10 protein-coding genes are annotated in these 13,876 nt (G+C 38.9%); 8 read left to right on the forward strand and 2 right to left on the reverse strand.

Annotated elements, in window-relative coordinates:
* The first annotated feature begins 50 nt into the window (after positions 1-50).
* The 8 genes from OO778_RS24760 (at position 51) to OO778_RS24795 (ending at position 8,808) form a co-directional block, all read left to right on the forward strand.
* Complete coding sequence (locus tag OO778_RS24760; protein WP_226420717.1) at positions 51-1,703, forward strand: recombinase family protein; 1,653 nt, start codon at positions 51-53, stop codon at positions 1,701-1,703.
* Positions 1,704-1,954: 251 nt separating this feature from the next.
* Positions 1,955-2,326, forward strand: coding sequence for a hypothetical protein (locus OO778_RS24765; RefSeq protein WP_264912128.1), 372 nt, complete (start codon positions 1,955-1,957; stop codon positions 2,324-2,326).
* 274 nt (positions 2,327-2,600) lie between these two features.
* The gene (locus tag OO778_RS24770) at positions 2,601-4,301 is read left to right on the forward strand and encodes a hypothetical protein (RefSeq protein ID WP_264912129.1); all 1,701 of its coding nucleotides are present in this window, start codon (positions 2,601-2,603) and stop codon (positions 4,299-4,301) included.
* A gap of 890 nt (positions 4,302-5,191) precedes the next feature.
* A complete protein-coding gene (locus OO778_RS24775) occupies positions 5,192-5,839 on the forward strand; it encodes a hypothetical protein (protein WP_253658031.1) in 648 nt (215 codons plus the stop codon).
* Positions 5,840-5,853: 14 nt separating this feature from the next.
* On the forward strand, positions 5,854-6,591 hold the full coding sequence (locus tag OO778_RS24780) for a hypothetical protein (RefSeq protein ID WP_264912132.1): 738 nt from the start codon (positions 5,854-5,856) through the stop codon (positions 6,589-6,591).
* Between the two features lie 465 nt (positions 6,592-7,056).
* On the forward strand, positions 7,057-7,761 hold the full coding sequence (locus tag OO778_RS24785) for a hypothetical protein (protein ID WP_264912134.1): 705 nt from the start codon (positions 7,057-7,059) through the stop codon (positions 7,759-7,761).
* A 7-nt stretch (positions 7,762-7,768) separates the two neighbouring features.
* On the forward strand, positions 7,769-8,188 hold the full coding sequence (locus OO778_RS24790; protein ID WP_226420840.1) for an AAA family ATPase: 420 nt from the start codon (positions 7,769-7,771) through the stop codon (positions 8,186-8,188).
* A complete protein-coding gene (locus OO778_RS24795) occupies positions 8,185-8,808 on the forward strand; it encodes a hypothetical protein (RefSeq protein WP_264912135.1) in 624 nt (207 codons plus the stop codon). Before OO778_RS24790 ends, OO778_RS24795 begins: the two co-directional genes overlap by 4 nt.
* 70 nt (positions 8,809-8,878) lie before the next feature.
* On the opposite strand, the gene brxL is transcribed toward OO778_RS24795, so the two are convergent.
* Positions 8,879-10,918, reverse strand: a complete 2,040-nt coding sequence (brxL, locus tag OO778_RS24800; RefSeq protein WP_198288624.1) for a protease Lon-related BREX system protein BrxL — start codon at positions 10,916-10,918, stop codon at positions 8,879-8,881.
* 144 nt (positions 10,919-11,062) lie between these two features.
* The gene (pglZ, locus tag OO778_RS24805; protein WP_264912137.1) at positions 11,063-13,780 is read right to left on the reverse strand and encodes a BREX-1 system phosphatase PglZ type A; all 2,718 of its coding nucleotides are present in this window, start codon (positions 13,778-13,780) and stop codon (positions 11,063-11,065) included.
* Positions 13,781-13,876: the final 96 nt, after the last annotated feature.

Below are 13,876 nucleotides of genomic sequence, written 5' to 3' on the forward strand. Positions count from 1 at the left end.
GTAAATTGTATGATAGACTACAAATTTTATAGGCTTATCGAGAGTTAGTTATGAGCAAATACCATCTTTATCATCGTGTCAGTAAAGTTGTCCAAAGTGAAGAAGGACACGGTATTGATCGTCAACAACAGAGCAGTGAAGTTTGGATTGAAAACCATAACAAGAAACGAATTGATAATGGTTTGCCGAGTTATAACCGTGGACAGATATACGAAGATAGAGGGCGCAGTGGGTATACAGCGGCTAACTTAAAAAACGGAGAGCTTGGTCAACTCATGAGTGATATTGAGCGCGGCTTTATAGTGGAAGGCGACATTATTGTTATAGAACTGATTGATAGATTTAGCCGAGCTAAGCCCGACTTTGTGCGTAAGCAGTTTGAAAAAATTTTGTCAGCGGGTGTGAAGATAGCAATTACAAAATGGGATATTGTTTTTGAAGAGGATATGCAAGGGATTGAAGGAGTAAGTGCAAGAGTATTGCTTGAGATTAGCATTTATCTTGCGAACCAGGAGTCGTCCCAGAAAAGCGCAAGGATTCGAGCAAGCAATAAAACAATGAAAGAGAAAGGATTAAAGCATATAGCTAAAACACCCATCTGGCTGGCTCGTTCATATGACCGAAAGGGTCATGAAGTTATTCCTCAAAATGCTGAGATTGTTCAGAAGATCTTTGAGCTGAAATTGGAGCATGGTTGGGGAGCTTTAAGAATCATGAATCACTTAAGAGCGTTAGAGGCAAAGGGCAAGCTAAAAGGTTTTGTTGCGGTGGATAATAAACCAAATCTAATTTTAGCCAGATATACATACAACGATGACGGGGAGTTAGTTCAAGGGGCGTTGAATTCTCCTCTTGCCGAATCTACAGTTAATACAATTTTACGTAATAAAAATGTAATTGGTCACTTGGGCGATCAAAAAACGTACTACCCACCAATTGTAGATGAAGCTGTGTATTATGCAGTGCAGAAAACTTTTGGCACAAGTACGGGAGGGGGAGGTAATGAAGATTTCAAGAATGTATTCCGTAACATCGCAACATGCGGTTGGCCTAATGGGCGAGGGAATGAGTGTGGATACTCGTTGGCGTATGAACGAAGAAAAGGAACTGAACCGCCCAAAGGAATGTATCTCAAGTGCAATAACAAGAGGAAACGTCATCGTTGTAAAGCGAAAAACGTCAACTATTTTCAAGCTCAAAACACAGTCTATGCAGTATTAAAAGAAATTAAATATGAAGTGAGCAGCTCGATTGATATTTCAGCATTAGAAGCGAAAAGAGATGAGAAAATCAAACAATTAGATACTGTTAGGGAATATATGATCAAATTCCCTTCTGATCCGAGCTGGGAAAAGGATTACGAAGAATTGCTCGCCAAGGAAGCTCTTATTACCGAAGAAATCGAAAATTCTAAAGCAAGAGTAACAGGGACATTAAAAGACCTAAACTTAGACCTCAGTAGATCAGAAGACAGATTCAGATTTAATCAAATAATGAAAGATTATAAAATTACAGTTGTCTTTTGCGAAATGCAGGTGGTGGTTAAAATCGGAGTTTGGCACGATTTTGAAATCAGAATCCCGCATGACTACACGGAAAGAGATGTTAGCAAGTTTGTTGTAAATGTAAAAGACAACATGAAAGGTATTGTATTGAGGAAGGGAAACGTTCCATCGCTGTTGCTATCTTCGGGAAAGCTGTAGCGTTTGAACGGTCAGGTCGTAAATTTATCTAATCTTTTATAATTAAAAGGAAATACTGAAAACAATAGAGTGTTTCAGTTACGTCTGTTTTAATATGAGTTGTTACTGTATTGAGATTTCGTGAAAGTAGCGGAAATCCTGTCTCATTTTAGTTTTATTAAACAAATTGAGTCAGTGTTCAGGGTTTTCTAGAACAGAATGAGAACTTTATTTAAAACCCGTTTAGTCAGAGTATCGTGTAAAGGTTCGTAATGTATCAAGTAATTAAAAACCCAGAAAAAAATCTAGTGGATATTCTGGTTAGTGAAAGCAATTCCAGTGCTGAAAGAGTGATTAAGTACTGTAAAAATCGCTTGATAGAAACAACAGAAAAGAACCTCGAAAAAGTAATAGATATGCACTTAGCAAAATCGAAAACCATAGGTTGCATTTATATTCCGTTTGCTAGTAAAAATGCAGAAAACCTAGCTTTGATATGTGTTAAACGTCATATATTAATTGCCGATGCGAAAACTGAAGAAAGAGTGACTTTTCAATCGAAAGATTTTCCCCAAGTAGCTTACCCTCTCGCCGTTTATCAAAAATTTCCTCATTCAAAAAACCCTAAAGAAATATCTCTTTGAGGCTACGCGCAGCAAACTCAATTTATCTCAGAGAGAGCAAGCTATCTCATTTCTAGCAGATAGACTTGAGGAAACACCTCAAGAAATCCAATCATTTATTCATACATCACCATGTCCAATAAGAAAAGTCGTCAAGGAAACAGTCTCAATTAATACTGATATTGCTATTGATTCCGTAGTTTATCTACATATGGGCCCCTTCTGGCATGACAATCGAAGCGTATATGTTGTTCGTGCGGGTACTGGGGTCGGTAAAACTCACCAGGCATTAAGGATGTGTAAACGAGAAAAAACAAAAGGGAGAAAGACTGCAATCATTAGTAACTTGGTTAGTGTCGTAAAGCAACATAAACCTGAAAAGATCAAGGCAGCATTTTACGACGAGGCTATGCATGAAATAGAAAATGCTGATCATTTCAGTCTAACTATTAATGCGTTAGTGAACGACTTTCACTATTACAAGGTCGCTCAATCTGACACAATAGTGATTGATGAGAGTGAGAAAGTCCTTCAAGCGTTGTTTGATCCGAACGTCACTTACATACCGCTATCAGACAAAAAAATTATTCGCAAACGTCTCGCTGATCTACTTCAAAATAAATCGAAGAAATTAATATTTATGGATGCAGATGCCAGTGATGCTGTTACCAGTGCTTATGTTCGTGAGTATCGAAATGAGAATGAAGAAGAAGTTATAACGGTAAACTTTCCTACCACTGCTTATAACAAGATCGAGGCGTATATTGATGAACTGACGTTAGTCCAAGCAGATCTAGTTGCAAATAAATTGCTTAGTTCGAATAGGCAGTTTATTGCGTGCGATAGCCGAAAACTGATTGAACACCTGCTGAGAGAAAGCGGCTACATCGATAACAAAGGCTATGCTTGCCCAAAATCTGCACTAAAAGCAGGAATTTTGGTCGTCCATAGCAAGGTAAAAGAGTTTGAAGAGCAAGCTGCTTTTTTAGAAAAGCCTAATCAAGAAATAAGCAAATATCGAACGGTTATTGTTAGCCCAAGTTTGCGTGAAGGCTTTGATATAAGAACTCGTTACTGTGATGAAGTGATCGTACTAAGTCGTAATGTTTTACAGCCGTTACAGCTTGTTCAGTTGGCTAGGCGATTAAGAAAAGCCACTAAGATCCGATTTGCAGTGTCGCATAGTCTCGACTTCAAATATGACACATCAAAGTTGCGCTTTGAGCCGCAGGGTGATGAAGCGCTAGCTGAAAGGTTGGAGAGAGAGTTTGATAAGCGTGAAACACTACTAAAATTAAATCAACCACTAGCTTTGCAGGAGACACTAAAAGAGCTTGGTTTTGACTTAACTGTGCAACCGATCTCGTTACTTGACGTAAGTCATGTGAGCCAAAGTTCTATTAGCACGGCTAAAGAGCGATTAGAAGAAATTCCCAAATCGAGAATTTTGTCACAAGCGGAGTATTATCAGCTAAGTAGAAGCTCTGCACTAACAATTGCCGATGAAATGGCAATTGAGCGGTGGAGAATCGCAGATATGCTTAATATTTCTGTTGAAGATGTGACAAAAGATGTGGTTGGCTTCCATGATCAATTTGAATTTAAAGCGTCACAAGCATTTCTTCGTGCTGCACAGGGAAAATCAGCAAAAGATAGCCTTGAATCAAAGTTAGCTATTGTCGTATCTGCCGTAGGAGTAGAGGGGCTAAGAGTAGACGGTACATTTGAAATAGCAGACTCACTAAAAGTATATAACAGCATCATTACACATAAGGAGCTACTTAAAGGAACCTTCGACAAGAAGTACGCTGTAAAGTTCGATAGTATGGAAGTTACTGAATCAAAAAATTCTGCAACTACTCGCTTAAATGATCTGCTTAAACGCTTGGGTATCGAAAAAGGTAAACCTATCGGTAATAAGAAAAACCGACGCAGACCATACCAATTTAACTCATTGGCTAAAGCAGCGTTAACTAAGTCGGAAAGTGACCGATAGAAAATAAAATGGGTCACTAAGTTCAATTTTATTATAAATAAATACTAACTTTGTGATCTGGTTGGGTGTCGAAACTTTATAAGCAGACCATAGAGAAAGCACACTGCTAAGCAGTGTGCATTTTCTAATTTTCAGCTTAATCTATAGGATGCATTACGAATCTTAACTATGCTAATCAGGTATATATTTTCTAGCTAAGTTGAAGCTTTGCAAAAACCAAAAGGATTAAACCTTGTATACTCCGACTGACTAATGCTGGCTATCTCGACTTAAAATTTTTTGCAGAACTTGATCTGTATAGCGGCTTCTATATACCTATGAGCTATACCGTTATTTATGTCAGAAATAATCAACATTGGTTGCTACTTCAGCTCGAAGGGGAAGAGCTTCAGGACTTAATTTTAAATGAAATACTCGACCGTAAGGGTTATAAGAGCTGAGAGTCGTATGGTGATAGTTTTCTAAAGAAAAACGACTTAGCATTTGTCTCACCATTTTAACTACTTACATATACTCTGGTGACTAAATCAAGGGGGTTATCGTTGTCGGTGGTCTTATATGGGAAAGTAAAATGGCTGTTGTGTATGATCACAGGTAATTATAATCGGTCAATAACTTTAACGATATTGACCAACCAGCTCGGCTACCAAATACATAATCAACCAAAGTGATTTACTTTACTTATATTTGAAAAATCATTGACTTTTTATATATAAGTAATTAATGTAATTCATAAGTTAGCTGGCAATTGGTCTCCTATCGCTAACTAGACACTAAATGTATCGTTCTGATATCGGTGTCCTCAATAGATAATAACAGTATTAAGAAAAATAAAATTGCTTAAAGCAAAGTTTAAACTTACTTAATTCTAACTCTCTATGGAGGACATTATGTACAATTGTGATACTACTGACTTCGATCAATCTAATCATCCTTTAACTTCATCAAAACTTCATTTACACATATCTAATATTATTAATAATATCGGTGTTGTTAACAATATTAATCGTAAAGAATATATATGTGACATTCCATTAATTAAATCAGTGCAACTGGCACTATTAAATAGAAAGCCAGACATGTATTTAGATTGGGATATTAGTTACAGCCTCTCAAAATACAACTCAAACATAACTGAATATACTGAGTTAGAAAGCTATATTAGGCAAGTCTATCTTGGTACGGATTTTATGTACTTTCTCGAAAGTGATCTTAGCGGGGAACTTTCTGCTCTAAATGAGATTAAGCATATTTTGTTATTTCACGGTAACAATCTAATAGTCGATAATGACTGTTTTTCTGCGTTTAAGTTCAGGTTAATCACCAAGAGTGGCTCTCATTTGTCTTGCTTATTCATAAATAGAACCTCTGATTTACAAAGTCATCATGTTAAAGGTGTAGATTATATTTTCTGCCAAGTCGATGATTTTCTTATACCTTTGTCAGAAGAAATAACTAAGTGGGAATATAAGCCACATCTAAAAGTTGTCACAATTGCCACATTAGTTTTGTGGCACGAGAAGAAGCTGTTTTACTAGGGAAGGGAGACTATATGATTAGATATTCTGAAACGTACTGCTTTGGTGCGCTTAGATTTGTTTATCAACTCACACCGATAGAGAGGATGTTACTGAGACAGAACCCGAGAGGTTCTCAGTTTAATAAAGAATTGATTGAATGTTGTTTAATGATAGTTGATGGAAGAACTAAGGTGTCGGATATGAGAATAAATGATGAGTATTTGCAGAAACTTTTTGAGCGATTTAGTAAGAAGTCTGTAAGTACTGAAATTGGTAACTATATAATTGACCAGGATAATGGGCGGTGCATCACGATTGATTACGATGTATATCAATTACATTTTCAAGATATAAAAACTGATTTTAATTACCAGAACCGAAACATGAGTCACGGTACTACATTATTAAACGTCAATATACCTTCGTACGGTGTCATGTCAAAGTTGAAAGTGAATGATAAGTTAGAGATGATCCCACACAACGCTGCGTCATTAGCAGTCACGTTTTCGAAATCAAAACCCTCTTGGATTTTGAAAAGTTTCGATGCAATCAGATTTTCAAATTCAGAAAAAAGTAGCGCTCTTATAGCTAAATTCCTGACTGCTGATGGTTGTGAGACTAGATTTATTTTTAGCATTTATGCATCTCACGTTAAGAGTAATCGAGAAAACTTGGATGTAATATGCTTAATCGATGACCGTGAATACGAGGTTTGTATTCACAAACAAAAGCAAATGAACGCAATCTCAATAATTGATTTGTTAGTCTAAAGGGAGCTTATTGCTTAATGTAGACAGGGCAGTATGATTCATCATACTGCTTTTTCTAGAGATGCGTTGTTCCCGAGAATCGTGGTGTTGTTCATGACTTCCTCGACTGATCTTGAGCGAAGCTTTTCCACTAATACGCTCAATGCTCATGCTTTTATTATACATAAATGCAGTGAAAATGAGATTTTGGAATTTTATTTGTTTTATAAAATGGTTTTTTCTGTTGACTTTGTATTGGATGTAGTGGTAGCTTTTATAGCGTTCCACTGAGGAAGCTCTATGGACTCAATAATAATATAACAACTTAGATAATAAAATAATACGTTGGATGTGTATTTCTATAAAAGTACTTGAAACAGCATCTAAAGATACGTGCCAAAATGACTAAAAATTAGTCAGAAAGTTTGGTGTTTGAACTAAGTTATCAAACTCAATAATGAGTTTATATTATTAATGGAGTCCATCATGGATATTTTTAACACAGAAAAACAGTTCACTTCTTTCTTCCTAGATCTTGATGGGGAGAAATTGAATTCTCTTTTAGAGTCCTCCAACGCCCATCTCATAGTTACGTCTTGCGACGGTACTCCACTCCTAGATGATGTATCAGGTCAATATCAGATAAGACTCTTTGTCGATTTAGAACTAGCTGCTATTTGTAATGCTGATGAGTGCTACGGTATTAGCGACTTAGAGCTACATCCGTCTTTTGCTAATCATAGGCAACTTATAACCCAACTTTTTTCTGGGTATTTGCTTGCTCCAGAGTTTTTGTTCGAAATCAGTGAGTTTAATGCTATCTCATTGATAGTACGACAAGCATTGCGAGATGGTCAATACGCAGTTCACACTCTTAATGGTGATGAAGTTCTTCTTCTACACGATTATGGAGACATCGCTGCGTTGAGTTTTTCCGCCGAAGACCAAAAGGTATCATTTACATCTGAATTAGTCATAGGCAACGCAATTTATAGTGACAAACTAACCTCTGAAATACTCGATTCGTTTGGTGCCAAGGTTCAAGTACTGACCAAGCAAGTTAAAGCAGACTTTGTAGAAAAGGTTAAGACTCTGAATGAAGATCTTCGCTTCAATCGTGTTCCTCGTGCCATGTTGATGACTAAAGAACCGTTATTTGTATCGTCAATTCTCAAAGAGGGTCAGGTATAAGATGGTGATCAACGAGCAAAAACTTACTCTAGTGAGAGGTATCCCAGGCTCTGGGAAGTCAACGCACGCTAAGACTTTAGATGCAAAGTTGGTTGAGGCTGATCAGTTTTTCATCGATAAAGATGGCCGATATCAACACGATAGTACTTACATTAAGGATGCTCATAACTGGTGCAAGCTTGAAACTAAGCGTCTCTTGAAAGCTGGTTTCAATGTTGTTGTTGCAAACACGTTTGTGAAAAACTGGGAAATGAAATTTTATCAAAACCTAGCGAATGACATGGGACTAGCCTTTGAGGTCATTGAAATGAAGGGGAATTATCAGAATATACATGGTGTTCCTGATTCAGTGGTTGCTCGTATGGCTTCTCAGTTTGAAACGCTTGACTCAAGCTTTGGAACTACAAAAAGAGGTTACGCAGCATGAGTAAGATTGAAGTAAGATTTAGTAACATTGAAAAAAATGAATACGAAAGCTACGAAGCATTGGTATGGGCGAGTGTTGAGAGTGATGCTATCAAGTGGGAGGGTGAGCTTTCGGTTCAGTTAGTGGATGGTGAGTTTGATTGTTACTGTCAAATTCAATCTTGCGATATCAGTCATGATGACTGCCTTTGGGCTAATTACAAAGATACAGATGAATTAGGTATCTTTGAGGAAGACCTAATGAGCAGATTCTTTGAAGAGGTGGTCGCTGAAGCCGAGGAAGGCTTTTCTGAAGCATGTACCCTTGATGTACTGTTAGAGGAACGTTGTGGGTTGAAACTAAATGAATCTTCTACAAGTGCTGTTGGCTGTGGAGTCGTGGGCGGTTTCCATTTAGAAAAATACACCGAAGTCAATGGAGATAAGGTTGTGCTCGTAGCAATCGACTTTGAAGCAAACGGCGATCTCATGATCAATCGTACCAAAGTGTTTGATAGCGAGAAAGAATACGACGAATATGTAGAGGAGTGTAGTGAAATTAACGGACGTCAGCTATTTTGGAATGATGGGAATTTTGCACTACAGATGTATAAGAAAATGGTTGCTTGTGAGTACGATTGATTCATTTCGCTAAGCTAATTAGATGAGATACAGAAGCGATCAAAATGATCGCTTCTTTTTGTAGGTTAGCTTAACTAACCCCAAGCGCTTTGTACACTGCGTCGATGGGGTCACTGTAAAAGCTTACTTGGAATTTAGTAAACGTTTCAGCTGGAACTGTCGGTATATCGCTAGCAGATGACATTGGGATTAGGATCTTAGTCGCTCCAGCCTCAAGAGCGACTTGCATAGAACCAGCTAAATCCTGCACAGGATTTAGTACTCCACCTAGTGTCATAGTGCCGAGGACGACCATTGATTCCTGCATCGGCTTACCCAATAGGATAGAGCAGTTTGCTATCAGTGATGCAAGGCTAGAGCTGTGTGAATTACCAGACATTTGCAAGTCAACAAAGTGTAAGTGGAACTCATGATCAGAATACTGACTATTAGCCGCGATTCGTGACAAATTTCCTTTGAAATACTCGAAGCCAACTTTTACTTGCTCTTTTGCTTCCGTATCAGAGCCAAGCCCTGATGTGGTGAGTTTGCCGTTGCCTGCTGTTTTTTGCGTTTCAATTCGGAAAACACCAAGTTTACCCGCAGCACCAGGACTCACAAAGTGAATCACACCCGCATTAGGCATACCTGGTGGGATAATCTGCGAACCACCTTGCTCTGGAACGTTTACAAAAAACTCTTCGAGCGTCTCATTATCGATGTATGAGAAATTGACATCGAAGAACTCCATACCGCCAATTTTCTTGAGCTGTTCTTTTACGCGGCGACGAACTTCAAGGGCATAAGTCAAACATGTACGCACATCTTCTTTAGAGTACTCTCCATGAGGTACTAGAAGTTTTAACAGACCTGATGTTGTTCTACGAACGGCAATAACGTCACGTTGATTGAGGTTGTTACCCAACTTAAAGAACTTATCGATAGCGTCCGCGAAGCCGTGTTTGCGCATTTCACGCATGTATTCAGCAAGGTAGTCTGTTATTAAGCCGTAACGGTTGGTGAAGAACTCAGGTCGCATCTTAGGAATTTCCCAGCCAGGAATGTAGGCATGGAAACGGTCAAAGAATGCAGAGTCAATCATCTCGGTGGGGAAAGGAGCCAGTAGATGACTAGTTTTCACCAAGGTCTCAACGCTTTGGTCAATGTTACCGACGAAAACCATCGAAGCTTTCGCTTCAATGGAATCCCTACCACGGCTAAAAGACCCTGAAGCCATGTAGTCCTTCATGATCTGCACGCCATCTTTGTCTTTAAAACGGATACCAGCGACTTCATCAAAAGCGACGATATCCCACATGCCAACAAGGCCTACCTGGCGGCTCGACATATTGTAGAAAAGGTTTGCTACCGTTGTTTGACCACCAGAAACGAGTAGGGAGTTTGGAGAACACTCTTTATAAACGTGAGACTTACCTGTGCCACGAGGACCTAGCTCACACACATTATAATTATTCTCAACGAACGGAATCATACGAGCGAGAATATGCCATTTGGCACGTTGTTCCAGGTTCGTTGGTTCCATGCCAATAGATCGCAGTAATAGGTCGAGCCACTGATCTAAAGTAAAATTTTTACGAGCGCTAAATACTTCCTCCATGTTCATAGAGGGCATCTGAATAGCTTTTAGACCCAGAATAGAAAATGGCGATGTTTTCTGACCTTCTTCAAAGAAGTAGCTCAACGTTACGATACACCAGATCCCTCCAGTTAAGAGCTTTTCATTCTCTTTGACCATACTTGCAGGGATAACGGCATCTTTAATACCAAGGTTAGATAGGCTAGCCTCATATACGTCTTTCTTTTGGTTGAGCTTAACCGATATCTTATCAATGACTTTATGTGTACCGCGTTCACGTATGAGAGATTTAACTTTTTCAGCTTCATCAGGTCGAACGTAGTTATCCGTTAAGATTTTCTTAACGCGTCCCATTCCTGCTTCGATAAGATCGTCATCGGTTGCCGAACAGTACATACCAAGCAGATATTCAAGGACGTAAACGGGGACGTTTGCCCCTTCTTTAAGCTGTTTCGTTAAGTCTTTGCGAACAACGCGCCCTTTGAACTCAGTGGTCATGAGAGCGTCTAAGTCGACATCTCGAACATCTTTGATTTCTTGTGTAATGACCTCTTCCTGAGAAAGGGGGCTTTCATCAGGTTGTGGAGACGTGTCATTTTCTTTATTGTCAAAATGATGGTAGTGATGAACTTCCGTTGCTTTACTATCGTTGTTATCGTCAATCATGAATAGGTTCCGTTAAAAAAGATCATCAAAATCGTCTTGGATTGCTAAGTCGATTGTTACCGAATGAGTTGCGTAGCGATCACCCTGCTCACTATCCCACATGATTAGTTTATATGGGGTGGTTCGATCGAAGTTGCTGCCGTTTAGCGTCAGTATCGCATTGCGTTTGCGTTCATCAGAATTTAAGGCTGAAGAGTCAAACAGTATCTGTGCTTTGTTTGAAACAACTGTGCCTTCAGGATCTTCTATCCAAATATTTAGGTTACGTTCTTTAAATTGTTCGCCAACGGCATTTGTTTGTAAGAACTCAATTTTCTCACTAAGTGTAACAATACGAAGCCCATTACTAAGTGGCACTACACCTACTTTTTGTTTTGCGGTTGTCTTTTGCTTGGTCGTTTTCAAGTGCTCAATACGAAGAACTGGAACACAAATCTCTTGTGGCATTATTCCACCGTGAATGAACTTAGCACCACCCACAAAGTTAAAGCGGTTTGAGCCTCGAGGAACAATAAACTCGGCTTGGTCACCATTGGCAGACAACTTAGCCGTTACGGCCATGTCACCTTTCCAGTAAAAACTGTCTTCTGGAAGCTTCTGTCCGATGAGGTAGCGCTTTTTAGCTTCAACTGTGCCATGTGGCTTTACTGATAGTGCCGTCTTATCAGATTCAACAACATCACTAGATTTAAACAAAAATCCGTGGTCGGCAGTCACAAGGATACGATTACCGTTTAGTTTATTAATAACTCTTTCTACTAGTAATCTCACTTGCTCAATTCCATCTGCACAAGCATCAAATGTCTGGTTTTCTGTTGCGGCTTTATCGCCGATTGCATCAATCTGGTCGTGGTAAATATAAACAACATGAGCGTCTGAAACAGCTTTACGTCCTTCCTCATTTGTCCAATTGAGCACATCGGATGCTTTCACTGCCATCCCGTGATACTTCTCAAGGATAGCGTTGCGATTATCCAGACCATGTACACTCATCCCATCAGCTTTGTATTTAATATCCTTACCAATATGGGCAGTGAGTTCTTGGTGGGGAAGAAGCGATGCCATTCCAAGCTGGGTATAGCTAGGAACCACACCAAGCTGAGATTTAATGACAGACTTAAACCGTTTTTCTTTGTTTATTTTTTCATGTATTTCATGGGCAACTTCATAACGAAGAGCATCACTGACAATGACAAATACACGTTTGATCTGGCTTGATTGGAATATACGTTCCACTTCATTCTTGTAGAAATCGTATTGGTTAAAGACGCCACTAATCTTCCATGTATCTAGTAGGCTTTCTTGATCGACATGTTTGCCCCAGGCGATCGCCAAATCGTGTAAGTACCAGTTGACATATAAGTCTTCGATATCTTCAACAAGTTTTAGCTTCTTCAAAATATCTGAGCCTTGATGGGCAACATGGCTCGCATTTTCAAAGAAGCTTCGGTAAGCGGTATCGAAAAGGAAAAGCTCTTGCTCATAAGCCCTGTAAAGTTCTTTTGCTGAGCTGAAATCAAATCCATCAATATACTTAGCTCGTAAGGTATAGAACTGCTTAGCCGATTTGATAGCTAAATATACATTCTTATATTTAGTATCCACAAATTCAGGCTTAACGTGGCACCAATGCGTAGTAAGCCTATGTGATACAAGGCTGTTTATCTCTTCGCTACTTAACGATGAGATGTTGTTGACGAGTAAGATAGATAATTGTTTATCTGCAAACTCAAAGGTCTCAACAAGTTTTAGCTTTTTCGGGGTATCAATAAGTCTTAACTTGTCGGAAATCTCATAATCTCGCTCTATCTGCCGAGCAAGGCGATTGTAGTTATCTTGATGAATGCGGCTTTCTCTTAGTTGAATAACGAAGCTAACAACTTGAGCACGTCTGCCTGAATTCATACCAACACGTTCTGCCGTATACCCAGCTTCAAGCTGTTCTTTTGTTGGCATTGGTAATAGGTGTGTTGTAAAACGAGTAACTACTTCGTCGACATTTGAGCAACCACTATTGATTAGTGACTGATAGCATTCTGTAAAGAGAAGCTTTACAGCCAATTCTTGAATCGATGGCGCTTTAATATTCTCATCTGTTGTTTCAACGATATAACCTAATTCTTCATAAGCAAATCTCCAAAATGGTTCGCTTAAATTGAATTTATCAAGTTCGGTTAGTAGTTCTTTGGATTCGAAATCATTAGCTAGTTCAGCAAGTAAAGCTTGTAAAATAGTAACAAACGTTGGCGTTTCGATTTTTAAAGTCGCGGCAATAAGTGCTAACTCTAGCTCCCTTTCGTTAGCTGAAGGTGGAAGGATCTTCTTCAATCGAGTAACACGCTGTTTATTGCCAAAAAAGGTTTTGTACTTAGCAATGACAGGTCGAAACTCCATGTTCATACCAATATCATTCAGGATCATAGAACTGCTATCGGCATAGAACTCTTGCGCATAAAGTCTAATGTCATATAACCAGTCGCGTGTTGGTTCGTTAGGTGCTTTATTGCTATAAAGCAGAAAAGCCGTCTCTGGTTCTAGCAGTTCAATACGGTGTTTAACTTCGAGGTGTGACAACGTATCTAGATGGATTATTTTCGTACTTTCGTAAGATGAGTCTAGAGAAAGCGATCCGATAAGGTCGTTGAACTCATTGTCCGTGTCCTGCCAAAAGACAAGTCTGCTTTTTTCAAATTTGGCTATTAGCCCGCTAGTGATCTGGTCAATATTCATTGTTGTTTTGCATCGCCTAAATGTTGGCTGTGAAAAAAGTGCTAACTGTTTGGGAGTTTAACACTTTATGAAGCAAAAATCGCTGAGAGCTGAAGG

The organism is Vibrio sp. STUT-A16 (assembly GCF_026000495.1).
Taxonomy (GTDB): Bacteria; Pseudomonadota; Gammaproteobacteria; order Enterobacterales; family Vibrionaceae; genus Vibrio; species Vibrio diabolicus.

Coding starts and splice junctions, on each gene's coding strand:
- OO778_RS24775 (WP_253658031.1), top strand. CDS start 5,192: ATGTACAATTGTGATACTACTGACTTCGATCAATCTAATCATCCTTTA.
- OO778_RS24770 (WP_264912129.1), top strand. CDS start 2,601: ATGTGTAAACGAGAAAAAACAAAAGGGAGAAAGACTGCAATCATTAGT.
- OO778_RS24785 (WP_264912134.1), top strand. CDS start 7,057: ATGGATATTTTTAACACAGAAAAACAGTTCACTTCTTTCTTCCTAGAT.
- OO778_RS24795 (WP_264912135.1), top strand. CDS start 8,185: ATGAGTAAGATTGAAGTAAGATTTAGTAACATTGAAAAAAATGAATAC.
- OO778_RS24760 (WP_226420717.1), top strand. CDS start 51: ATGAGCAAATACCATCTTTATCATCGTGTCAGTAAAGTTGTCCAAAGT.
- pglZ (WP_264912137.1), bottom strand. CDS start 13,780: ATGAATATTGACCAGATCACTAGCGGGCTAATAGCCAAATTTGAAAAA.
- OO778_RS24765 (WP_264912128.1), top strand. CDS start 1,955: ATGTATCAAGTAATTAAAAACCCAGAAAAAAATCTAGTGGATATTCTG.
- OO778_RS24780 (WP_264912132.1), top strand. CDS start 5,854: ATGATTAGATATTCTGAAACGTACTGCTTTGGTGCGCTTAGATTTGTT.